A 21,073-nucleotide genomic window follows, 5' to 3' on the forward strand; every position below is an offset into this window, starting at 1 on the left:
TTCAAAAGCCTAATCTGGGATTCGGCGAGGCATAAAAAAGGGAAACCCACGCGGGGGTTTCCCTTTTTTACAACGTCCGGTTTAGCGCGGCAACGCGCCAGGATCGTCTTGCAGCAACACGCCCTGATGCATGTTCGCCAGCGCATCCTTCAGGATGGTTTCATCGGCGCCCTGGACTTTCTTGCCCTCTCGCGCCGCATATTCCAGCAATATCAGGTAGTCGCGATGGCTGCTGGCCTGGTTAGGCTCCAGCGTGTCCTTAACCAGTTTAGCCATCTCGTAGCGCTGGGTGCGGGTGTTCTGGCTGGCGCTTTGATCGACGGAGGCGTTGGTCAGGAAGCCATCCTTGTAGGTGATATTCGCCGCGCTGCTGGCCTTGTCGTCGACCTGCACATAGAGGTAGTTCTGCGACTCGCGGTGGGTGTCGAAAGCCGGCGGCTTTCCGCCATTGAGGTCCCGATGGAAGCTGGCTTTGAGGCTTGATTGCTGGACCTGATCGATCGTGCGATTGGAGATGTCACTGCCGCCCACACGGGTTTTCTGGGACAGCGTATAGGCAAACGTGTCGGTTTCCCCAAGGCGCGCCGGGTTGGGGGAGCTGGCCGTCTGGCTGATAGAGGCCTTGAAATCTGCCAAACCCGTCAACAGGCCTTGATCCGCCGCATTCCGGGTCAGCGCCTGTGGCGCTTTGACGCCCTGCGGGTAGTTGCTGTTCATGGCGGTAAACGCATCCTTGAACATCGCCATCAGGTCCACATCGGCTTTGCCCCGCGCCTGGGCCTTGTCGAACTGGGCCAAGTAGCTTTTCAGCGCGATTGCCTGCTGCTTGGCGCTGCCGAGGATGCCGGCGTTTTTCAGGTCCACCGAGAGGTTCACCTCTCCCGCCGGGCTTTTCATGCGAGTGGTACGGCTCTGGCTGTCCGCATGAAACGCGAGGGTGATGTCGTCAACAGCCCCCGCTTTCAATTTGCCGCTGAGGTCTACCGAGGACAACACACTGGAATCAAACTGCGTCAGCTTGCTCAGATCGAGTTTCGGCGGCTGGGCAGCCAGGCCGTCGATGGCGCCCTGGAAGGCTTCGCCCAACTTGGCGATTTCCTTGAGCTCGGCGGCGCTGAGGGTGCCGCCGTCCACCTTGGCCTGCGCGGCCAGGCCACCGGGCTGGCTGGCCAGGCTGAAGGTGACAGTCTTGCCGCTGGCGGTCTTGACGGTAAGGCTGACCCGGTTATCTGCTTCGCTGTGCAGCAGGGCTTGCTGAACCTTGAGTTCGGCCGGGCTCTGGATCTTGGACGACGCGGTGCCGAGCGCCGACTGGGAAATGTCCGTACCGCTCTTGGCGAATTGCGCGATCAGGGTAGCGCCCAAGCCGCTGAACCCGGTGGCTCTGGGCGTTGAGACGATATTCGCGCCAATCGCCCGTGTAACGGCATCCTGGCTATCATTTTCCCAGACCGTGATCGGTTCATGGACGGGCAATTGGCCGTTTCGGGAATAGGTCTGGGTCTGGACATCAACCGCCACGTTGCCGAGGCTCACCACCGAGGAGGGCCGCACGACCGTGGCGTCCGTTTCTGGCGTCAGCGTCGCTGGCGGCGTAACGGCCGGCCGATTGATAAGGGCAATGGCGGAGCTGATGGGCGAAAGCGTAGTCATGACGATCCCTGTCTTGAACTGGATTGCGCCTAATTTAGCCAAGACAGGGAGGGTTTGATAGCACGATTGATACAATTGCTAGCAAAGAGCCATGTCAGAAAAATGACTCTTTGCCCTCTTTCGGTGCATCAGAAGCGGTAAGTTACCGAACCGCCAAAGCCGTTGGCGCTGTTTTCATACTTGGCGTCGTAGGTCAGTGCCAACTGCGGATTATTGTCGCGGACCTTGATCGGTTCTTCCTTCAGGTAGGAGTAAGCGACGTCGAAGGTCAGGTTATCGACTGGCGTCCAGCCGGCACCCAGGCTGAATACCGTGCGATCGCCCGTAGGAATACGTACGGAACGGTCGGTGTTGTTGGTAGGGGTCTGATCCACCGAGAAGCCGGTCCGCAGCACCAATTGCTTGTTCAACTGGTACGACAGGCCGATGGCGTGAGACCAGGTGTCATGCCAGTGCTGTTCTTCGGTGATGGAGTTCAGGCCGGCCAGCTCGGTGGCGAGGTCGGAGACGCCACTGTTATTGATCGTGATCTTCTTCAACTGGCTCCAGCGGGTGTAGGTGCTGCCGACGTACAAGGTCCAGTCATCGTTGAGTTTATGGGTAACCGAGAAGTCCACGGACGACGGAGTGGTGACATCCAGCTTGGCGTCATACCGCTGCGGGCCGCCATCCAACAGGTTAGAGAGAACCCCTGAGGCATTGGTGTTACCCGACAGGTGATACACAACCTGCGAGTGGTAGGTCACACCGATGCGCGTGCTTTCAATCGGCTGCACCAGGATACCGGCGTTGAAACCGGTGGCGGTGTCGTCGCCCTTGACCTTCACGTTTTCAGTGCCCAGGCCAAATGCCGGGACCTTGGAATCCAGCTCGCCACTGATCCGGTTGAACGTTGGACCGAAGCCCACCGAAACCTTGTCGTTGAAGGCGTAGCTGACCGTTGGCTGGACCGTGATGACTTGAACCTTGCTTTTGTTACCAAAGCCATTGCCCTGGAAGCTGTGTTCATAGTCGGTCACCAGGCCGAACGGCGCGTAGATCCCCAGGCCGAACGCCCAGTGTTCATCAATCGGCGTCACCAGGTAGCCCATCGGTATGGCGATGCCGGGGACCATGTCGCCTTTGTTGGTGCCGGGGTTGTCCGCGCCACCTTGAGAGGAACTGGCGTCCTTGATGTTCGATTTGGCATCCAGGTAGGTCGCCCCGATGCTCACTTCATTGTGCTTGAGGCGAGACATGCCGGCCGGGTTGCCGAACACCGTGCTGGCGTCGTCGGCAGAGGAAGAACGCCCGGCGTAACCGGTGCCCATTGAACTGATGCTTTGTTCATTGAGGGCGAAACCACCGGCAAACAGGGAAGTGGAGGCAAGCGAAACCGACAGCGCCAAAGCGCTCTTGAAGAGTTTTTTATTCATTATTAGAACTCGAATTATTGGGCAGCACGTGGAAGCTACCAATCTTCGAGCGAGCGAATTATGAAGAGTTTTTCATGCTGAAAATTGTCCTACAATCCTTCTGATTTCAAAGACTTCGGCGGTTTTTACGGTACTTGTTCAGACCTTGAAACCCGAATGTGACTGATGGGTTTTAACGAAGGTGCAGCCTTGGGCCGCACCTTCACCGGCGTCAGCGCGTCCAGTATTTGTTGGCCGCTGCGATGGTCGCAAACTCAGTCGCCACCACCTGGCCGATGCTGATCAGCATCGCCGCATCGTTGGCGTACACATCGCGCAGCCGGTTGCGCACGGCTTCGTCGGGCTGCGTGGCCTTGATCACCAGGCGGGCCATCTTGATCGCCAGTTGGCGCCCTTCTTCAGGGGTCTCGGTTATCAGCGAGTTGTTCGGTATCAGGCTCATCAGGGTTTCCTCTTGTTATTGATCGCTTACTGCCGACGCCCGAAGGACACCGGGTAGGCGGCCGAACGTGCGTTGATCATCGGGTCTTGCGGCTCGATGCCTGCCGGGACGTTGTTGGGCAGGAACATCAGGCTTTTTTGTGCCGCCACGTTATCGGCGACGGCACGGGTGATTTCGACGGTGCCCAGTTCCACCACAGGCCGGCTGTTCGGCCAGGCAGTGGAGGGATCGTCCAGCTTGTCCCCGGGTTCGGCCACCTGAACCACCAACTTGAAACGTGCCGGGGCCTTGGCGAGGCGTTGCAGGATTTCTTCGCTCAGGTAGTCCGGTTTCGCCTTGGCTGCCTTTGCATCCGCCAGGTAATGGGCACCGCTGACCGGCAGGAACTGGTAGCGCCCGAACGTCACCTTGCCCGCGTCGTTGATGAACCTGAAGGTATTCACCCCATAGTAGGGCAGCGTGGCGAAACTTTCCGGCGCCGGCTTGGGTGCCGTCAGGAATGCCTTGGCCACGGGATGGCTGGCCAGGTAGCCGTCCAGCGGGGTTGGCTTGGGTGCGTCAGGACCACTGGTGCCGAGGGCGATCAGCAGGTCGCGAAAGTCATCGGCGGTGGGCGATGGGAAGCCGTTGAACGAGTGAGCGACGATGTCGGTGGAACCACCGCCGGGCAGCGCAAAGCGAATCGCCAGGCCACGCGGGCTGGCCAGGGCGTGGTTGTCGGGAATGTCCGGGATCCCGGCAAAGTTGGAAAAGCGCACCGTCACCGGCACTGCGCTCGCCTGCAAATGCACCGCCTTGCTGATGGAGGCCGCCGACGGGCTTGGGGTGAACTGGCCTTCCAGCACCACGCCCTTGGCGTGCACGGCGCGTGCACCCGCGTGTTGGCCAAACACGCCGTTAAGGGCGTCGACCAGTTGGGTTGGGGTGGCTGGCTGGGCCGGTGCCTCTTGTGCCTCGGCGCTGGCGATCAATGCCAGCGCAAAAGGCACTGCCAAGAGCACGTAAATGGTTTTTTTCATGGTGTGACCTGCAGGGTGGTGGGTGATCCCGGCGGATTCTAATCGACAAAAAACAATTACGACAATAAATTTTGTCATTATTGTTTTTGGTCCTGCATTCCAAACGGTTGAAGGTATACTCGGCCCTCAAACCAGCCAGCGAACCCAGCCTGCCGTGAGCACCAAAAGCGACATCCTCAACCTTCTGCAACGCGAGCCACTGACCGTGGTGCAGCTTTGCGAGCACCTCGCCGTCACCCGCAACGCGATCATCGTGCAGCTCAAGCAACTGGAGTCCGAAGGCCTGGTGCGCCGCAGCAAGGTCCGCCCACCGAATACCGTGGGCAAACCGCCGGTGGTGTTCGAGGCAGCGCCCGGCAGTGAAGATGTCACCTCCACGGCCTATCAGATTCTGTTGACTAACCTGCTCGCCGTGCTCAAGGACCGCTACGCCGCCGATGAGTTGGGCGACGTGTTGGAACAGACCGGCCGCCAATTGGCGCAAAGCGCCGGCCTGGCCAACCCGCGGGACTTCGACAGCGGTCTGCGCGCCGCCATGGCCGCAGCCGACTCCCTGGGCGCCAGCACCGAGGCAGTGGTTCAGGATGGCGGTGTGATGGTGCGCAACTTCACCTGCCCGGTGGGCAGCGTGGTGCGCGACGAACAATGTGTGTGCCGGGCCATGGCCGGGTTCTTTTCCGAAGCCACGGGTTTTCCCGCCAGCGAGCACTGCCTGCGAGAAGATCGGCTGATCTGTCAGTACTTCATCCAGCAAGGCGAAAGCCCCGCCGAATAAGCATCAGGTCTCGTCCGGCACATTGCCCATCTCCAGGGCCAGGTCCAGCCAGGCCCGTGCTGCCGGCGGCAAGTGCGCCTGTCGTCGCCAGGCCAGGGCGATGTGCCAATCGGTCTCGGGCTCGTCCAACTGAATCAGGGCAATGCCGGCGTGCAGGTGTTTGTAAGCCAGCATGCTCGGCAAAAACGCGACGCCCAGGCCTGCGGCAACCAGGTCGACGATAAAGTCGATCTGGGCGCTGCGGGCGGTGATACGCGGGACTACGCCTCTGCGCTCGCAGGCGGTGAGAATAATCCGGTTAAGCGCAAACCCGGCTTCGAACAGTATGAATGGTGAGTCGGCGAGGTCGGAAAAGTCGACGCTTTTACACCCGGCCAATGGATGGTCGATCGGCATGACCACCATCAGCGGCTCGACGCGTACATCCTGATATTCAAATTCGCCGGCCACCGGCACCAGCAAGGCAGCCAGGTCCACCTCACCCGCCTCCAGGCATTCGCCCAGCTTCTTGCTGCCGTGCTCGATCAGCTCGATCTCGATCTCTGGATAACGCTGCCGGTACAGGGCGAACATCGCCGCAAACAATACGCCACTGCCTACCGGCGGCAAACCGATGCGCAATACACCGCGCTTGAGCCCCAGCAAGTCATTGATCTCGGCCACCAGGTCACTGCGCTCGGCCAGCAATACCAAGGCGCGACGGTAGGCAATTTCGCCGGCAGCCGTCAGCTCGCTCTTGTGGCCGATGCGATTGAACAGCGGCGTGCCCAATTCATCTTCCAGGGTCTTCACCGCCTTACTGACGGTAGACTGGGTGAGCGAAACAACCTCGGCGGCCTGTGAGAAGCTGCCCTGGCGTACCACTTCGACAAAAGCCAGCAACGTGCGAAGGTTCATGAGTATTCCATTTGCGACTTGATTCAAGTTGGAAAAGTTGTTTTTACCATGAAAGGCCTTTGTCTATCCTCACCCCACCGTTTTCTTCACTCGGGGCATCACTGTTCATGATCATTTCGTCCGCATCGGATTACCGCGAAGCCGCCCGCCGCAAACTGCCGCGTTTCCTGTTCGACTACATCGACGGCGGTGCCTACGCCGAACACACCCTGCGCGCCAACAGCTCGGACCTGTCGGATATCAGCCTGCGCCAGCGCATCCTGCGCAACGTCGAAAGCCTGAGCCTTGAAACCACCCTGTTCGACCAGCCGCTGGCGATGCCGGTGGTCCTCAGCCCGGTGGGACTGACCGGCATGTTTGCCCGGCGCGGTGAAGTCCAGGCGGCAAAGGCGGCAGCGAACAAGGGCATTCCGTTTTGCCTGTCGACCGTTTCTGTGTGCCCGATTGAAGAAGTGGCGTCCCAGAGCCCGCAGTCCATCTGGTTTCAACTGTATGTTTTGAAAGACCGCGGCTTCATGAAAAACGCCCTGGAGCGGGCCCAGGCTGCCGGCGTGAAGAACCTCGTGTTCACCGTCGACATGCCCACCCCCGGCGCGCGTTATCGCGACGCCCATTCGGGGATGTCCGGCGCCTACGGGCCGCAACGCCAAATCCTGCAGGCCATGACCAAACCGGCCTGGGCCTTCGATGTTGGCCTGATGGGCCGCCCCCACGACCTGGGCAACATCTCCAAGTACTTGGGCAAGCCCACCCAGTTGAAGGACTACATCGGCTGGCTGGCCAACAACTTCGACCCTTCCATCAGCTGGAAAGACCTGGAGTGGATTCGCGAGTTCTGGAAAGGCCCGATGATCATCAAAGGCATCCTCGACCCGCAGGATGCCAAGGATGCGGTGAGCTTCGGAGCCGATGGCATCGTCGTCTCCAACCATGGCGGCCGGCAACTGGATGGCGTGCTGTCGACGGCCAAGGCGCTGGCACCTATCGCACAAGCCGTGGGCAGCGATCTGACGGTGTTGGTGGACTCCGGCGTACGCTCGGGGCTGGACGTGGTGCGCATGCTTGCCCTTGGGGCCAAAGGCGTGCTGCTGGGCCGTGCGCAGGCTTACGCGCTGGCCGCTGACGGGCAACGCGGGGTGGAGAACCTGCTGGATATCTTCGCCAAGGAAATGCGCGTGGCGATGACGCTGACCGGGGTGACGTCAATCGCGCAGATTGATGAATCGATCCTGGTGCGCAGCCACGGTTGATCAATAGGAGGCCTCAAAATATCTCTTTTGAGGCCTCCTACAGATATTTCTAAATGTTTCTTCATAAAGCCAAACCGTCATCAAACAGAAACATCCCGGGAATTAAATCGTCACGTCTTAGACAGGTGGACCCTTCCACTTACCCCCTTACTTTGAGGTGTCGTCGTGATGTTGCTGACCAAAAAGAGTCTGTCAGTGTTGTTCACTGCCCTGTGCCTGAGTGGTGTCGCTCACGCCACTGACGTCACAGGCGCAGGCTCCAGTTTCGTCTACCCGGTACTGTCCAAGTGGTCCCAGGAATACAGCAAAAGCGCCAGTGACCGGATCAACTACCAGTCCATCGGTTCCGGCGGCGGTATCGCCCAGATCAAGGCGGCAACCGTAGACTTCGGCGCCTCCGACGCGCCGTTGTCGGCGGATGAACTGAAGGCCGGCGGCCTGGGCCAATTCCCAAGCGTGATCGGCGGCATCGTGCCGGTGGTGAACGTTGAAGGCGTTGCGGCTGGCCAGTTGAAACTCGATGGCGATGTTTTGGCGAAAATCTTCCTGGGCGACATCAAGGCCTGGAACGACCCGGCGATTGCCGCACTCAACCCTGGCCTGAAGCTGCCGGGCGCGAACATCACCGTGGTTCACCGCTCGGACGGCTCGGGCACCTCGTACAACTTCACCAACTACCTCGCCAAAGTCAGTGACAGCTGGAAGACCAAGATCGGTTTCGGCACCACCGTGCCGTGGCCAGTCGGTGTGGGCGGCAAGGGCAATGAAGGTGTTTCGGCCTACGTGAAGCAGATCAAGAACTCCATCGGCTTTGTTGAATACGCCTACGCCCTGCAGAACAAAATGACTTACGCCCAGTTGAAGAACGCGTCGGGCAAGTTTGTCGAGCCCAACGCCAAGGCCTTCCAGGCGGCTGCGGATACCGCCGACTGGGCCGACGCCAAAGACTTCAACCTGATCATGACCAACGCCCCGGGCGAGAACGCGTGGCCGATCACGGCGACCACCTGGATCATCATGTACAAGCAGCCGAAAAACGCCGAGCAAAGCCAGGCCGCTTTCAACTTCTTCAAATGGTCGCTGGAAAAAGGTCAGCAGCAGGCTGCGGCATTGGACTACGTAGCGCTGCCTGATTCCCTCGTGACCCGGATCGAAGGTTACTGGAAGTCTGACTTCGCCCACTGATCCGCCCTCCCATAGTCCCCTTGCCCGAGCCACTACGTGTTTGAGCAAGGGGATGAGCACATCTGATATGAACGAAACTGTCCAACCCCTGGCCATGACGACTCACGCGAGCGATGTATCGGGTGACAGCCGTGCCGCCCGCGATCAACGCAACGACCTGTGGTTCAAACGCTCAATGTTCGGCGCCGCCATGCTCGTCTTGCTGTTGCTGGCCAGCATTGCCGCCTCGACATTGTGGGGCGGTGGCCTGGCCTTCAAGACCTTCGGTTTCGGCTTTATCACCAGCACCGAGTGGGATGCGGTCAACAACCACTTTGGCGCCCTGGTGCCGATTTACGGCACGCTGGTCACCTCCTTCCTCGCGTTGCTGATTGCGGTGCCCGTGAGTTTTGGCATCGCGATTTTCCTGACCGAAGTGGCGCCGCCCTGGCTGAGAATGCCGGTGGCCTCTGCCGTTGAATTGCTCGCGGGCATCCCCTCGATCATCTATGGCATGTGGGGATTGTTTGTTTTCGGGCCCTTTATGGCCGAACACTTGTCGCCCTGGATCAACGATTACCTGGGTGCACTGCCGTTTATTGGCTCGCTGTTCCAGGGGCCGCCGCTGGGCATCGGGATGCTGACCGCCGGCATCGTACTGGCGATCATGATTACGCCGTTCATTACCTCGGTAATGCATGAAGTTTTTCGCAGCGTGCCGACTCAGTTGAAAGAGTCGGCCTACGCATTGGGGAGTACGACGTGGGAAGTGGTGTGGGACATCGTCCTGCCCTACACCCGCTCGGCAGTGGTCGGCGGGGTGTTCCTCGGCCTCGGTCGCGCCCTGGGGGAAACCATGGCGGTCACGTTCGTACTGGGTAACGCCCAACAGTTCTCCGCCTCGTTGCTGATGCCCAGCAGCTCGATTGCTTCCGTCATCGCCAACGAATTCAGCGAGGCCTATACCGACCTGCACCGTTCGGCGCTGATTGCACTGGGCTTCCTGCTGTTCATCGTGACCTTTGTGGTGCTGGCACTGGCGCGGCTGATGCTGATGCGCCTGTCCCGCAAGGAGGGCCTATGAACAGCAACGAACGCCTGTACCGCAAGCGTGCCTTCAAGAACCGCGTGGCCATGCTGCTGAGCTGTGGCGCGACAGCCTTTGGCCTGCTTTGGCTCGCCTGGATCCTGCTGACCACCATCATCAACGGCTTTCAGGCGCTCAACCTGCGCCTGTTTACCGAGATGACACCGCCCCCCGGAACAGACGGCGGGCTGGCCAACGCCTTTTATGGCAGCGCGCTGATGTCGGGGATTGCCCTGCTGATCGGCACACCCATCGGGCTGATGGCGGGCATCTGGCTGGCGGAATTCGCACGCCACTCGCGCCTGGGGACTACGGTTCGTTTCATCAACGACATTCTGTTGTCCGCACCTTCCATCGTCCTGGGGTTGTTCATCTACACCGGCGTGATCCTGCCACTGAACCTGCTGACCAATCACCAGGTGGGCTTTTCCGCGATTGCCGGTGCGTTGGCATTGGCCCTGCTGGTGATTCCGGTGGTGGTGAGGACGACGGACGAAATGCTTCAGCTGCAACCTTCCACCATGCGCGAGGCCGCCCTGGCCCTGGGCGTACCGCAGTGGAAGCTGACGTTGCAGATTGTATTGAGAGCGGCGAAGGCCGGGGTGGTGACCGGCATCCTGCTGGCGCTGGCCCGGATTACCGGGGAAACCGCCCCGCTGCTGTTCACCGCCTTCGGCAACCAGTTCTGGAGCAGCAACCTGCTCAAGCCGATTGCCAGCGTGCCGGTGGTAATTTTCCAGTACGCCATGAGCCCCTTCGATGACTGGCACGCCCTGGCCTGGGCGGGCGCGCTGGTACTGACGATGTTCGTACTGGTGCTGAGCTTGCTGTCTCGCCTGATTCTTTTGCGCAATAGGTCCCACTGATGCAATCGACCCGCCTTGATCCTGAAAAAACCAAAATCCGTGTCCGTGGGTTGGAGTTTTTCTACAACAACCAACGCTCACTGAAATCCATCGACATCGATATTCCGGAAAAACGCATCACCGCGATCATCGGCCCCTCGGGCTGCGGAAAGTCGACCTTGCTGCGTGTGTTCAACCGCATCTACTCGATGTACCCGAAGCAGGAAGCGCGCGGTGAGGTGCTGCTGAACGGCGAAAACATCCTCGCCCCGGGCTACTCGATGAACCGCCTGCGCAGCCACGTCGGAATGGTCTTCCAAAAGCCCGTGCCTTTTCCGATGTCGATCTACGACAACATCGCTTATGCCGTACGCCACCATGAAAAACTGACACGCCGGGAAATGGATGACCGTGTCGAGCAGGCCCTGCGCGGTGGCGCCCTTTGGGACGAGGTGAAAGACAAACTCAAGCAAAGCGCCCAGAGCCTGTCAGGCGGGCAGCAACAGCGCCTGTGCATCGCACGCACCATTGCACTGCGACCGCAGGTATTGCTGCTGGATGAGCCGACCTCGGCGCTCGATCCGATTTCCACCGGGCGCATCGAGCAATTGATCACTGAGCTGAAAGAGCACTACACAGTGATCATCGTGACCCACAACATGCAGCAGGCCGCCCGCGTGTCGGACAGCACGGCGTTCATGTTCATGGGCGAACTGATTGAGCATGGCAAGACGGACCAGATCTTTACTACGCCGAAGATGAAGCAGACCGAGGACTATATAACCGGGCGCTTTGGCTAGATTTAACAAAAAGGCCGATCACTCTCTGCCCGAGAGTGATCGGCCTTTCGCTGGGCAAAAAAAAACCCGGAAATCCTCACTTGCGTGGGCCTTCCGGATTTTCTAAACCGCCAAAAATGGTGGGTCGTGTGGGATTCGAACCTACGACCAATTGGTTAAAAGCCAACTGCTCTACCAACTGAGCTAACGACCCGCTGTGTGGTGGCGCGTATAATACTGATTTCTAAGGATTATTCAACACCTTATTTGAAATAAATCAGAAATAACGCGTTGGGTCAGCAATTCCGGCCGCCTGGAAGCCTTCAGCACGCAGTCGGCAGCTGTCGCATTTCCCACAAGCGCGGCCGTCATTGTCCGCCTGATAGCAGGAAACAGTAAGCGAGTAATCAACGCCAAGTCCTACGCCAGTCTTCACGATATCGGCCTTGCTGCGGTTCTGCAGCGGCGCCAGGATACGAAAGCCCTGCCCCTCTACGCCGGCCCTGGTCGCCAGGTTGGCCATGCGTTCGAACGACTCGACGTACTCGGGACGGCAGTCCGGGTAACCGGCATAGTCCAGGGCATTGACGCCGATGAAGATGTCGCGGGCACTGAGCACTTCGGCCCAGCCGAGGGCCAGGGACAGGAACACGGTGTTGCGCGCCGGCACGTACGTCACCGGGATGCCTTCGCTGGGGCCTTGCGGTACATCAATGGAGCTGTCGGTCAACGCCGAGCCGCCAATGCCGTCGAGGTTCAGGCCAATCACCTTGTGCTCCACCACGCCCAGGTCACGGGCGACGCGGGCGGCGGCGTCGAGTTCGGCACGGTGGCGCTGGCCATAGTCGAAGCTCATGGTGTAGCAGCTGTAGCCTTCAGCACGGGCCATGGCGACCACGGTGGCGGAGTCGAGGCCGCCGGACAGCAGGATGACCGCACGCTTTTGATCAGTCATGTCAGCGCCCCGGCTCGTCGTTCCACAAGTACTTGTGCAGTTGCAGCTGCAGGCGCACCGGCAGATTGTCCGCGACGACCCAGTCGGCCAGGTGGCGGGCGTTCAGGTCATGGTGGCTTGGGGAAAACAGCACCTCGCCGGCGCGTCGGTCCAGGCCATACTGGATCAGCTTGGAGGTCGCCCAGTCGTAGTCTTCACGGGAACAGATGACGAACTTGACCTGATCGTTGGCCGTCAGCAGTTCAATGTTCTCGTAGCGGTTGCGGTGTGCTTCCTTGGAACCCGGGGTCTTCAGGTCGACGACCCGGCTGACGCGAGGGTCGACCGCAGCAATATCCAGGGCGCCGCTGGTTTCCAGGGACACCTCATAACCGGCATCACACAACTGCTTGAGCAAGGGAATGGCGTTAGGTTGCGCCAGTGGCTCGCCACCAGTGACGCAGACATAACGCGGCCGGTAACCGGCTACTTGCTCGAGAATGTCTTCAAGGGTACGCACGGTGCCGCCGCTGAAGGCGTAGGCGCTGTCGCAGTACTGGCAACGCAGCGGGCAACCGGTGAGGCGCACAAATACAGTGGGCAGCCCAGCAGTGCGCGTTTCACCCTGCAACGAGTAAAAAACTTCGGTGATACGTAATGTGTCTTGCATAGTCGCCACGGGCGTAACAGCTAAACAGGCTGTCCGCCTCCGTCAGGCACTTCAAGGAGTTCCGCCAACGCGTAAACCCCAAAAAGCGTGTTTCATAAAAGGGCGTGGATTCTAACGAAAAAACCCGCGCAGGGCGCGGGTTTCTTCTAAACGGGTTGCAACCGCTTACATGCGTTGCAGGTCCCGTTGGGCCAACTGCGCAGCGGAGGTACCCGGATACTGGGCCACCACCTGCTGCAGAATGCCTTTGACCTTGTCGGTATGACCCAGGCGGCGTTCTACGTCAGCGAGCTTGTACAGCGAATCCGGCACCTTGGCGTGCTTGGGGTACAGTTGGCTGACCTTGGCAAAGGCCTGACCTGCACCTTGCAGGTCGCCCTTGGCCAGGTTCACCTCACCCAACCAGTACTGGGCGTTGCCCGCGTACTGGCTGTTCGGGTATTTGCGCAGGAATGCGGTAAAAGCCTGGCTGGCTTTATCGAAATCCTTGGCTTTGATCAGGTCGAAAGCTGCGTCGTAATACAGCTTTTCCTTCGCCGGATCACCCGGTTCGCTGCTCGCGGCAGGGGCTTGGCTGGCAGCCGCGGCCCCTGCTGCTGCACCACCGGCGGCGGCACTGGGCGCGCCACCGGCAGAAGAATTATCAGGAGTGGCGGCAGGTGTAACGCCGGCTCCAATGCGTCGATCAAGATCCTGGTATCGCTCCAGGCCTTCTTGCTTCAGCTGGTTCACTTGATTCTGCAGAACTTCAATCGTGCCTTGTTGCTGCGACAATTGATCCTGCATGCGTTGCAGCTGATTGAACAGCTCGCCCTGTGCCGAAGGCGCGGCCGTAGCCGCGCCCCCGGCATAGGCGCCGTTCGTGCCATAACCCGCTGGCGGATAGCTGCTCCCGCTATTGTTATAGCCAGAGTTGCTATCTTCCACAGGAACCGCAGCCCACACCGCAAGCGGTGCCAGGCTGAGAGCCAATACAGTTAGAGCACGACGGCACGTTCGCATGACGAATTACTTACGCAGTTCGACGCGACGGTTTTGAGCCCAGGACTGCTCGTCGTGGCCAGTAGCAACTGGACGCTCTTTACCGTAGGAAACGAGTTCCAGTTGGCCTGGAGCAACACCTTGCAGTACCAGGTAGCGCTGAACGGCTTTCGCACGACGCTCGCCCAGTGCCATGTTGTACTCACGAGTACCACGTTCGTCGGTGTTACCTTCCAGAACAACGCGAGCGCCGTTAGCTTTCAGGTCCTTCGCGTGAACGTCCAGAGCGCGCATGGCTTCTGGCTTCAGGTCCGAACTGTCGTATTCGAAGTAGAAAGTGGTGATAGCGCGCAGAGCAGCTTCTTCGCTCAGGGAGCCGTCAACTGCACCAGTGTTAGCGCCGTAACCAGCGTTTGGATCAACAGCTGCGCCTTCACCGGCATTGTCGCCGCCTTTAGACGAGCAACCAACGGCTACGGACAGAGCCAGAGCCAGAGCAGCAAACTTACCAAACTTCAGCATTTCCATCGTGAAACTCCTAATGAACCCCAGTGTGTTAAGTACTTCTTTTTGTAGCGCCGCGTCAGTTCAGGTAAGGGGACCAGGACGGTTCTCTGACTTCGCCTTGTGCGGTAGGAAGCGGGAGCCTTACGCGTCCATTAATGGACACGAGCATCAAGACTCCCCGGCCCTGCTGGCGGGTGGCGTAGATTACCATGGTGCCGTTGGGCGCAACAGTGGCTGACTCATCAAGGTTGGTATCTGTAAGGATTTTTACGGTTCCGCGCTGCAAATCCTGGGCCGCAACCCGGAAATTAGTGAAACCATCCTGACGGTGAATCATCACCAACGTCTTTTCATCAGCTGAAAGCTTGGGTGCAGCGTTGTAGTTACCAATAAAGGTCACACGTTCGGCGCCGCCGCCGTTGACGCTGGTTTTGTAGACTTGCGGCTTGCCGCCACGGTCGGAGGTGAAGTAGATGGTCGAACCATCCTTACCCCAGAACGGTTCGGTGTTGATGCCAGGGCCGCTGGTAACACGGCTCAGTTGGCGCGAGGCCATGTTCATCACGTAGATGTCCGGGTTGCCGTCCTTGGACAGCACGAACGCCAGGCGCGAACCATCCGGCGACCAGGCTGGCGCACCGTTCAGGCCTTCAAAGTTGGTGATCTGCTCACGGCGACCGGTATCGATGTGCTGAACGAAGATCCGTGGACGCTTCTGTTCAAAGGACACGTAGGCGATACGCTTGCCATCCGGTGCAAAGCGAGGCGACAGGATCGGCTCACGGGATTGCAGCAGCGTCACTGCGCGAGCGCCGTCATAGTCGGAACGCTGCAAAGTGTAACGAGTGTTGTCTACCGAAAAACGCTCGGCCGTTACATACAGCAGGCGAGTCGAGAAGGCACCCTTGATCCCGGTCAGTTTTTCAAACGACTGGTCGGAGATGTAGTGCGCCATGTCCCGCAATTGATCCGTAGTACCCGATACGCTGCCGGTCAGCACTTGCTGCTCGGTCGCGACGTTGAACAACGCGTACTGGATCTGCAGGCGACCGCCGGCCGGCGTGATGCTGCCCACCATCAGGTACTGGGCGTTCAACGCTTTCCAGTCACGGAAGATGACTTCGCTGGCCTGGGTCGGCTGGCTGATCATGTTGCCTTTGTCGATTGGTGCGTAGTAACCGGAGTTACGCAGGTCATCACTGATGATCTGCGCCATGTCGTCCGGCAGCACGCTGCCGCCCTGCCAGCCAAACGGCACAACGGCGATCGGGGTGGCCCGATCGCTACCGCTGGTGACCAGGATGTTCTTTTCATCCGCCGCCGCTATCCCTGCCATGCAGCAAATAACGACAAGCATTCCTCGAAGAAGGTTTCTCACAAGGCTAGATCCTCAGGTGTGAATGTCATCTTGAATGAACGGTAGGGAGCGAAGTCGCTTGGTTTCATTCCCTGCATCTCGGTCAACCGGCCAATGTTCTTGACCGCTGCTACCGCCGAACTGTCGAACGAGCCGTCGCCACTGGACTTGGCCACGCTGACCGAAGTCACCGTACCGTCCGGCAACATGCCGATCTGCAGCACTACTGTCATGCCTTTGCGTGCCGAAGGAGGACGGGTCCACCCTTCTGCTGCCCGTGAGCGAATCAGGTCATCGAAACTGCCCGCGACTTCATCACCACGTTCATCGGCCAAGGCCTGCTGGCGCTGCGGCGTGTCGGAAAGCAAATCGGCCAAGGCCTGGGCCTTTTTGTCTTCGGTCGATTTACGTGCTGCTTCCTGGGCCTTTTTCTTGGAGGCATCGGCGGCAGCTTTCTTCTTCGCATCGTCGGCGACTTTCTTCTTCGCCTCGTCAGCTTCAGCTTTCTTCTTGGCGTCGTCCGCGGCTTTCTTCTTCGCGTCTTCGACAATCTTTTTCTTCGCGTCTTCAGCGGCCTTTTTCTTGGCCTCTTCTTCGGCAGCTTTCTTGGCTTCTTCTTCAGATTTCTTCTTGGCTATATCAGCCAATTGTTTCTCTTCGGCCTTTTTGGCTTCGGCAGCTTTATCGGCTTTCTTGGCTTCATCAGCCTTTTGCGCCTCTTCAGCTTTCTTCGCCTCGTCAGCCTTTTTCGATTCCTCGGCCTTTTGAGCCGCCTCTTCTTTCTTTTGTTCCGCAGCAGCCTTCACCGCTTCCTGCTCGACCTTCTTCTGTTCCATCTGCTCGACTTCAGTCTGGCGCGCAGCCGACTTCTGGGCCTCACCCGCAATCTTCTGATTGGTCTGGGTGGTGGCCTGGCTTTTCGATTTCAGCTGATACAGGGTCGCCTGCACGATCGGCTTGGCTGGCGGCAGGTCCGGGGTCATGGCAAAGCTGACGAACAGCATGCCAAACACCAGGACGTGCAGGGCAATTGCCCAGACGCTAGGCCAGAAGTAGCTTTCCGAGGCGGACGGCTCTCGCTGTTGGTGCATCAGGGCGCCTCGGTAATCAAGCCAACATTACCGACTCCGGCCTTCTGCAGCCCGCCCATGGCGCCCATGACGGAGCCGTAGTCGACGACTTTGTCGCCGCGAATGAACACCTGCGTGTGCTTGCCACCTTCGTTGCCGGCGCGAATGATCTTGGTCACGGCATCAGTCATCTGCGGCAAGGTCATGGCCTTGTCCTGCTGTTTCTGAGTGTCGACTTCGCTGCCAAGGTTCCAGTAATAGGTCTTGTCAGCCTTGATCGAAATGGTCAGGACCTGGGTGTTGTTGTCCTGCGGCAAGGCTTCGCTGGAAACCTTGGGCAGATCAACCTTCACGCCCTGATTGAGCATCGGCGCGGTCACCATGAAGATAACCAGCAGCACCAGCATCACGTCGATGTAAGGCACTACGTTCATCTCGGCGACCGGCTTGCGCTTTTTGCGAGCTCGAGCGATTAAAGCCATTGGGAATTACCTGCTTATTCTTCGCTGGTGTGCACTTTACGGTGCAGGATCGCCTGGAATTCATCGGCGAAGGTGTAGTAACGGCTGATCAAGGTTTCGCCGCGAGCAGCAAAACGGTTGTAGGCGATTACTGCGGGAATAGCTGCGAACAGGCCGATGGCGGTGGCGATCAGCGCTTCGGCGATACCCGGGGCCACGGTGGCCAGGGTCGCTTGCTGGGCCTGGGCCAGGCCGCGGAAGGAGTTCATGATGCCCCAAACGGTACCGAACAGGCCGATGTACGGGCTCACGGAGCCTACGGTGGCGAGGAACGGCAAGCTTTGCTCAAGCTTTTCTTCTTCGCGGGAAATCGCGACGCGCATGGCACGGGCCACGCCTTCCATGACCGCTTCCGGGTCAACGCCTGGCTGCTGGCGCAGACGGGAGAATTCCTTGAAGCCGGCGCGGAAAATTTGTTCTACGCCCGAATCCGGGTCCGGGTTGCTGCCGGCCTGGCGGTACAGTTTGGACAGGTCGATACCCGACCAGAAGCGCTCTTCGAAGCTCTCCAGGGCACGTCGACCGGCACGCAGCAGGTTGCTGCGCTGAAAAATCATGACCCAAGAGGTAACCGATGCGGCTACCAGGACCAGCATCACCAGTTGAACCACGACACTGGCATTGCTGACCAGGCTCCACATGGAGGAATGGTCGACGACGGTAGGTTCCACGCTAAATCTCCTGCTCTGAATGTTTACCCGCGCCGCTCACGCCGGCAAAGGCCGCGCGTAGAGTTTCGGGAATGGCCCGGGGTTTCAAACTATTGGTGCGAACACAGGCCACCAGGAACTGCCCCTCACAGAGCAGCGTTGCATCCGTAGCCCGCCTGACCTGCTGTTTAAAGCGCAGGCTGGCACGGTTCAATTCGGTTATTTCTGCGCTGACCAGCAGTTCGTCGTCCAGTCGCGCCGGCGCGTAGTAACGCGCCTCGCTGGAATGCACGACAAACAACAGGTCCTCCCCTGCCAGCTGGGATTGGGCAAAGCCCAGCTCCCGTAGCCGCTCGGTTCGAGCCCGCTCCATGAACTTTAGGTAATTGACGTAATAAACGATGCCGCCAGCATCGGTGTCCTCGTAATAAACGCGACAGCGATGTGCGAACGACTGATCCCCGTTTTGCGCGCGCATACTCTAGTGCTTACTCCTCAGGTTGCCAATCCGGCCAGGCAACTGTTTTTCATTCTGTGGCACATTTCTAACGAAAGAATGACGACGCCAGCCACTAGGACAGCACAAACGCCGAATAAATCGAATCGCCAAGCCTTTTTTAATCGTCTACTGCATCGAGGAATTCGTCTACTACGGGCATCTCGCCCAATCGTGACGGAATGTTTAACCCAAAGTGCAGATAGGCATGCCGGGTGACCACGCGCCCCCGCGGCGTACGCATGATGTAGCCCTGCTGGATCAGGTAAGGCTCCAGTACATCCTCAATCGTGTGCCGCTCTTCGCTGATGGCCGCAGCGAGGCTGTCCACCCCCACCGGGCCACCGTCGAACTTCTCGATCATGGTCAACAGCAGGCGCCGGTCCTGGTGGTCAAAGCCATGCTCGTCCACATCCAGCAGGTTCAGCGCCAGGTCTGCCACGGGCTTGGTGATATGGCCCTTGGCACGCACTTCGGCGAAGTCGCGCACACGGCGCAGCAAACGGTTGGCGATCCGCGGCGTGCCACGGGCGCGGCGGGCAATTTCAAACGCACCTTCCGGGTCCAGGGGCAAGCCGAGGATGTTCGCCGAACGACTGACGATGGTGGCCAGATCCGCCGTGCTATAGAACTCTAGACGTTGAACAATCCCGAAACGGTCTCGCAGCGGGTTCGTCAGCATCCCCGCACGGGTGGTGGCGCCCACCAGCGTAAACGGTGGCAGGTCGAGCTTGATCGAGCGGGCCGCCGGCCCCTCGCCAATCATGATGTCCAGCTGGAAATCTTCCATGGCCGGGTACAGCACTTCCTCGACGATGGGCGAAAGCCGGTGAATCTCGTCGATAAACAGTACGTCGTGGGGTTCCAGGTTGGTCAGCAGCGCCGCCAGGTCGCCCGGGCGCTCCAGCACAGGGCCGGAGGTGGACTTGATCGACACGCCCATTTCCTGGGCGATGATGTTGGCCAGGGTGGTCTTGCCCAGCCCCGGCGGGCCGAAGATCAACGTGTGATCCAGTGATTCGCTGCGCCCGCGCGCAGCCTGGATGAACAACTCCATCTGCTCGCGCACGGTGGGCTGGCCGATGTATTCGGCAAGGCTCAGGGGACGAATCGCCCGGTCCTGGATTTCTTCACGATCACGCGGGCCGGTGGCCGCGATCAGACGATCAGCTTCAATCACTTAAATCATTCCCTTCAGGGCGCGGCGGATCATGTCTTCGCTGCTCAGGTTCTTGTCCTTGATGGCCGACACGGCCTTGCTCGCCTCCTGCGGCTTGTAGCCCAGGGAAATCAGCGCGCTGACTGCATCGCTTTCGGCGCTGGCCACCGGTACACCCGGCGCGTCCGGCTGATTAGGCACCAGGGCGAACATGCTCGGTACGACTTCCCAGGCCTTGAAGCGGTCCTTGAGTTCTACCAGCAAACGCTCGGCGGTTTTCTTGCCGACGCCCGGGACCTTGGTCAACGCGGACGTATCCTGCGCCGACACACACCGTACCAATTCATCGACCTCCAGGCTCGACATCAGCGCCAGCGCCAGCTTCGGCCCCACGCCATTGAGGCGGATCAGTTCGCGGAAGAAATCCCGGTCACGCTTGCCAATGAAACCATAGAGCAATTGTGCGTCTTCGCGCACCACCAGGTGGGTGTGCAGGGTCAGCGGCTCACCGACCGACGGTAGGCGGTAGAGGGTGGTCATGGGCACTTCCAGCTCATAGCCCAGCCCGTTTACATCCAGAATCAGGTGCGGCGGCTGTTTCTCAGCCAGGGTGCCGCGCAAGCGTCCAATCACGTTCGAATCCTTAAGAGTCGGCTCAGATCAAGGCCTGACCGGTAATAACGCGGGCATGCCGGCCGACAGCACAGGCCGTTCACGCACCCCACGCAGAATGATTGCGCTGATGCTATCAGAGACGCAGCCGGCCGCCACGACTGCGTGCCGTACCCAAGCCGTGCGGCATCAGGCTGGAACGGGTATGGGCATGGCAAATGGCAATGGCCAGGGCGTCGGAGGCATCGATTTGCGGCTTGGCGGTGAGCTTGAGCATGTGCATGACCATCATCATCACTTGCTCCTTATTGGCCGCACCGGTACCGACCACGGCTTGCTTGACCTGCGTCGCGGTGTACTCGGCGATCTCCATGCCCTCCTCGGCACCGGCAACGATGGCCGCACCGCGTGCCTGGCCGAGCTTCAGGGCCGAGTCGGCGTTTTTTGCCATGAACACCTTTTCAATGCCCATGGTCACCGGGCCGTATGTCTGGATCACTTCACGTACGCCGCGATAAACGATCTGCAAGCGCTCGGCCAACTCGCCGGCGCCGGTACGGATACAGCCCGACGCCACGTACACGCAGCCTCGCGGGGTCTGTTGCACCACGCCAAAGCCGGTGATTCGCGAACCGGGGTCGATACCTAGGATTAGAGTCATAACGCCTGCGAGATGGGTTTAAAGCGGATGCGCGAGGCACATGGTTTGTGTAACAGCATAGAACCCTGTGGGAGCTGGCTTGCCTGCGATGCAGGCACCTCGGAGCATCAGTCACACCGAGTTGATGCC

At 59.5% G+C, this 21,073-nt stretch carries 23 protein-coding genes and 1 tRNA gene; 6 read left to right on the forward strand and 18 right to left on the reverse strand.

Annotated features, from left to right (window positions below; translation table 11 throughout):
- Positions 1-81: 81 nt before the first annotated feature.
- The 4 genes from HKK54_RS03045 to HKK54_RS03060 form a co-directional block, all read right to left on the reverse strand.
- Positions 82-1,653 carry a lactate dehydrogenase gene (locus tag HKK54_RS03045; protein WP_237151043.1) on the reverse strand — a complete coding sequence of 524 codons (1,572 nt, stop codon included), beginning with the start codon at positions 1,651-1,653 and terminating at the stop codon, positions 82-84.
- 128 nt (positions 1,654-1,781) lie between these two features.
- Positions 1,782-3,068 (reverse strand): OmpP1/FadL family transporter, encoded by a 1,287-nt coding sequence (locus HKK54_RS03050; RefSeq protein ID WP_010169927.1) that lies wholly within the window; start codon positions 3,066-3,068, stop codon positions 1,782-1,784.
- Positions 3,069-3,279: 211 nt separating this feature from the next.
- On the reverse strand, positions 3,280-3,510 hold the full coding sequence (locus HKK54_RS03055; protein WP_010169928.1) for a hexameric tyrosine-coordinated heme protein: 231 nt from the start codon (positions 3,508-3,510) through the stop codon (positions 3,280-3,282).
- A 26-nt stretch (positions 3,511-3,536) separates the two neighbouring features.
- Positions 3,537-4,529: a catalase family peroxidase gene (locus HKK54_RS03060; protein ID WP_169386118.1), complete on the reverse strand. Its 993-nt coding sequence runs from the start codon at positions 4,527-4,529 to the stop codon at positions 3,537-3,539.
- Between the two features lie 154 nt (positions 4,530-4,683).
- Here HKK54_RS03060 and HKK54_RS03065 point away from each other — a divergent pair, with 154 nt between their 5' ends.
- Positions 4,684-5,304: a helix-turn-helix transcriptional regulator gene (locus HKK54_RS03065; protein WP_010169930.1), complete on the forward strand. Its 621-nt coding sequence runs from the start codon at positions 4,684-4,686 to the stop codon at positions 5,302-5,304.
- 3 nt (positions 5,305-5,307) lie between these two features.
- On the opposite strand, the gene HKK54_RS03070 is transcribed toward HKK54_RS03065, so the two are convergent.
- Positions 5,308-6,201, reverse strand: coding sequence for a LysR family transcriptional regulator (locus HKK54_RS03070; RefSeq protein WP_010169931.1), 894 nt, complete (start codon positions 6,199-6,201; stop codon positions 5,308-5,310).
- A gap of 107 nt (positions 6,202-6,308) precedes the next feature.
- Between HKK54_RS03070 and lldD the strand changes: the two genes are divergently transcribed.
- The 5 genes from lldD to pstB all read left to right on the forward strand — a co-directional run bounded on the left by lldD (position 6,309) and on the right by pstB (position 11,347).
- The gene (lldD, locus tag HKK54_RS03075) at positions 6,309-7,451 is read left to right on the forward strand and encodes an FMN-dependent L-lactate dehydrogenase LldD (RefSeq protein WP_010169934.1); all 1,143 of its coding nucleotides are present in this window, start codon (positions 6,309-6,311) and stop codon (positions 7,449-7,451) included.
- A gap of 168 nt (positions 7,452-7,619) precedes the next feature.
- Positions 7,620-8,636 (forward strand): phosphate ABC transporter substrate-binding protein PstS, encoded by a 1,017-nt coding sequence (pstS, locus tag HKK54_RS03080; RefSeq protein WP_169386119.1) that lies wholly within the window; start codon positions 7,620-7,622, stop codon positions 8,634-8,636.
- A 67-nt stretch (positions 8,637-8,703) separates the two neighbouring features.
- Entirely contained in the window at positions 8,704-9,699 is a 996-nt protein-coding gene (pstC, locus tag HKK54_RS03085) for a phosphate ABC transporter permease subunit PstC (RefSeq protein WP_169386120.1), read from the forward strand.
- On the forward strand, positions 9,696-10,568 hold the full coding sequence (gene pstA / locus HKK54_RS03090; protein ID WP_169386121.1) for a phosphate ABC transporter permease PstA: 873 nt from the start codon (positions 9,696-9,698) through the stop codon (positions 10,566-10,568). Before pstC ends, pstA begins: the two co-directional genes overlap by 4 nt.
- Positions 10,568-11,347: a phosphate ABC transporter ATP-binding protein PstB gene (gene pstB / locus HKK54_RS03095; protein ID WP_010169941.1), complete on the forward strand. Its 780-nt coding sequence runs from the start codon at positions 10,568-10,570 to the stop codon at positions 11,345-11,347. The genes pstA and pstB overlap by 1 nt, the downstream gene beginning before the upstream one ends.
- Before the next feature lie 117 nt (positions 11,348-11,464).
- On the opposite strand, the gene HKK54_RS03100 is transcribed toward pstB, so the two are convergent.
- The 13 genes from HKK54_RS03100 to ruvC all read right to left on the reverse strand — a co-directional run bounded on the left by HKK54_RS03100 (position 11,465) and on the right by ruvC (position 20,944).
- Positions 11,465-11,540 (reverse strand) — tRNA-Lys (locus tag HKK54_RS03100).
- A gap of 63 nt (positions 11,541-11,603) precedes the next feature.
- Positions 11,604-12,281 carry a 7-cyano-7-deazaguanine synthase QueC gene (gene queC / locus HKK54_RS03105; RefSeq protein WP_169386122.1) on the reverse strand — a complete coding sequence of 226 codons (678 nt, stop codon included), beginning with the start codon at positions 12,279-12,281 and terminating at the stop codon, positions 11,604-11,606.
- Position 12,282: 1 nt separating this feature from the next.
- Complete coding sequence (gene queE / locus HKK54_RS03110) at positions 12,283-12,930, reverse strand: 7-carboxy-7-deazaguanine synthase QueE (RefSeq protein ID WP_169386123.1); 648 nt, start codon at positions 12,928-12,930, stop codon at positions 12,283-12,285.
- A gap of 165 nt (positions 12,931-13,095) precedes the next feature.
- Positions 13,096-13,932 carry a tol-pal system protein YbgF gene (ybgF, locus tag HKK54_RS03115; protein WP_063027616.1) on the reverse strand — a complete coding sequence of 279 codons (837 nt, stop codon included), beginning with the start codon at positions 13,930-13,932 and terminating at the stop codon, positions 13,096-13,098.
- A gap of 6 nt (positions 13,933-13,938) precedes the next feature.
- Positions 13,939-14,439 (reverse strand): peptidoglycan-associated lipoprotein Pal, encoded by a 501-nt coding sequence (gene pal, locus HKK54_RS03120; RefSeq protein ID WP_003209827.1) that lies wholly within the window; start codon positions 14,437-14,439, stop codon positions 13,939-13,941.
- A gap of 55 nt (positions 14,440-14,494) precedes the next feature.
- Positions 14,495-15,775 (reverse strand): Tol-Pal system beta propeller repeat protein TolB, encoded by a 1,281-nt coding sequence (tolB, locus tag HKK54_RS03125; RefSeq protein WP_032881902.1) that lies wholly within the window; start codon positions 15,773-15,775, stop codon positions 14,495-14,497.
- A gap of 17 nt (positions 15,776-15,792) precedes the next feature.
- A complete protein-coding gene (gene tolA / locus HKK54_RS03130) occupies positions 15,793-16,866 on the reverse strand; it encodes a cell envelope integrity protein TolA (RefSeq protein WP_010169949.1) in 1,074 nt (357 codons plus the stop codon).
- Positions 16,866-17,318, reverse strand: coding sequence for a protein TolR (gene tolR, locus HKK54_RS03135; RefSeq protein ID WP_161635741.1), 453 nt, complete (start codon positions 17,316-17,318; stop codon positions 16,866-16,868). Before tolR ends, tolA begins: the two co-directional genes overlap by 1 nt.
- A gap of 23 nt (positions 17,319-17,341) precedes the next feature.
- Complete coding sequence (gene tolQ, locus HKK54_RS03140) at positions 17,342-18,037, reverse strand: protein TolQ (protein WP_003209819.1); 696 nt, start codon at positions 18,035-18,037, stop codon at positions 17,342-17,344.
- Between the two features lies 1 nt (position 18,038).
- On the reverse strand, positions 18,039-18,494 hold the full coding sequence (ybgC, locus tag HKK54_RS03145) for a tol-pal system-associated acyl-CoA thioesterase (protein ID WP_010169950.1): 456 nt from the start codon (positions 18,492-18,494) through the stop codon (positions 18,039-18,041).
- 139 nt (positions 18,495-18,633) lie between these two features.
- A complete protein-coding gene (ruvB, locus tag HKK54_RS03150; protein ID WP_010169951.1) occupies positions 18,634-19,692 on the reverse strand; it encodes a Holliday junction branch migration DNA helicase RuvB in 1,059 nt (352 codons plus the stop codon).
- Positions 19,693-20,304 carry a Holliday junction branch migration protein RuvA gene (gene ruvA / locus HKK54_RS03155; RefSeq protein ID WP_010169952.1) on the reverse strand — a complete coding sequence of 204 codons (612 nt, stop codon included), beginning with the start codon at positions 20,302-20,304 and terminating at the stop codon, positions 19,693-19,695.
- A 115-nt stretch (positions 20,305-20,419) separates the two neighbouring features.
- The gene (gene ruvC / locus HKK54_RS03160) at positions 20,420-20,944 is read right to left on the reverse strand and encodes a crossover junction endodeoxyribonuclease RuvC (protein WP_003209812.1); all 525 of its coding nucleotides are present in this window, start codon (positions 20,942-20,944) and stop codon (positions 20,420-20,422) included.
- Positions 20,945-21,073 lie beyond the last annotated feature (129 nt).

Origin of the sequence: Pseudomonas sp. ADAK13, assembly GCF_012935715.1 — a bacterium.
Lineage (GTDB): Bacteria > Pseudomonadota > Gammaproteobacteria > Pseudomonadales > Pseudomonadaceae > Aquipseudomonas.

Coding starts and splice junctions, on each gene's coding strand:
- HKK54_RS03045 (WP_237151043.1), bottom strand. CDS start 1,653: ATGACTACGCTTTCGCCCATCAGCTCCGCCATTGCCCTTATCAATCGG.
- HKK54_RS03050 (WP_010169927.1), bottom strand. CDS start 3,068: ATGAATAAAAAACTCTTCAAGAGCGCTTTGGCGCTGTCGGTTTCGCTT.
- lldD (WP_010169934.1), top strand. CDS start 6,309: ATGATCATTTCGTCCGCATCGGATTACCGCGAAGCCGCCCGCCGCAAA.
- queE (WP_169386123.1), bottom strand. CDS start 12,930: ATGCAAGACACATTACGTATCACCGAAGTTTTTTACTCGTTGCAGGGT.
- pstS (WP_169386119.1), top strand. CDS start 7,620: ATGTTGCTGACCAAAAAGAGTCTGTCAGTGTTGTTCACTGCCCTGTGC.
- HKK54_RS03060 (WP_169386118.1), bottom strand. CDS start 4,529: ATGAAAAAAACCATTTACGTGCTCTTGGCAGTGCCTTTTGCGCTGGCA.
- tolB (WP_032881902.1), bottom strand. CDS start 15,775: ATGCTTGTCGTTATTTGCTGCATGGCAGGGATAGCGGCGGCGGATGAA.
- pstC (WP_169386120.1), top strand. CDS start 8,704: ATGAACGAAACTGTCCAACCCCTGGCCATGACGACTCACGCGAGCGAT.
- ybgC (WP_010169950.1), bottom strand. CDS start 18,494: ATGCGCGCGCAAAACGGGGATCAGTCGTTCGCACATCGCTGTCGCGTT.
- ybgF (WP_063027616.1), bottom strand. CDS start 13,932: ATGCGAACGTGCCGTCGTGCTCTAACTGTATTGGCTCTCAGCCTGGCA.
- HKK54_RS03070 (WP_010169931.1), bottom strand. CDS start 6,201: ATGAACCTTCGCACGTTGCTGGCTTTTGTCGAAGTGGTACGCCAGGGC.
- pal (WP_003209827.1), bottom strand. CDS start 14,439: ATGGAAATGCTGAAGTTTGGTAAGTTTGCTGCTCTGGCTCTGGCTCTG.
- tolA (WP_010169949.1), bottom strand. CDS start 16,866: ATGCACCAACAGCGAGAGCCGTCCGCCTCGGAAAGCTACTTCTGGCCT.
- ruvC (WP_003209812.1), bottom strand. CDS start 20,944: ATGACTCTAATCCTAGGTATCGACCCCGGTTCGCGAATCACCGGCTTT.
- queC (WP_169386122.1), bottom strand. CDS start 12,281: ATGACTGATCAAAAGCGTGCGGTCATCCTGCTGTCCGGCGGCCTCGAC.
- pstB (WP_010169941.1), top strand. CDS start 10,568: ATGCAATCGACCCGCCTTGATCCTGAAAAAACCAAAATCCGTGTCCGT.
- HKK54_RS03055 (WP_010169928.1), bottom strand. CDS start 3,510: ATGAGCCTGATACCGAACAACTCGCTGATAACCGAGACCCCTGAAGAA.
- pstA (WP_169386121.1), top strand. CDS start 9,696: ATGAACAGCAACGAACGCCTGTACCGCAAGCGTGCCTTCAAGAACCGC.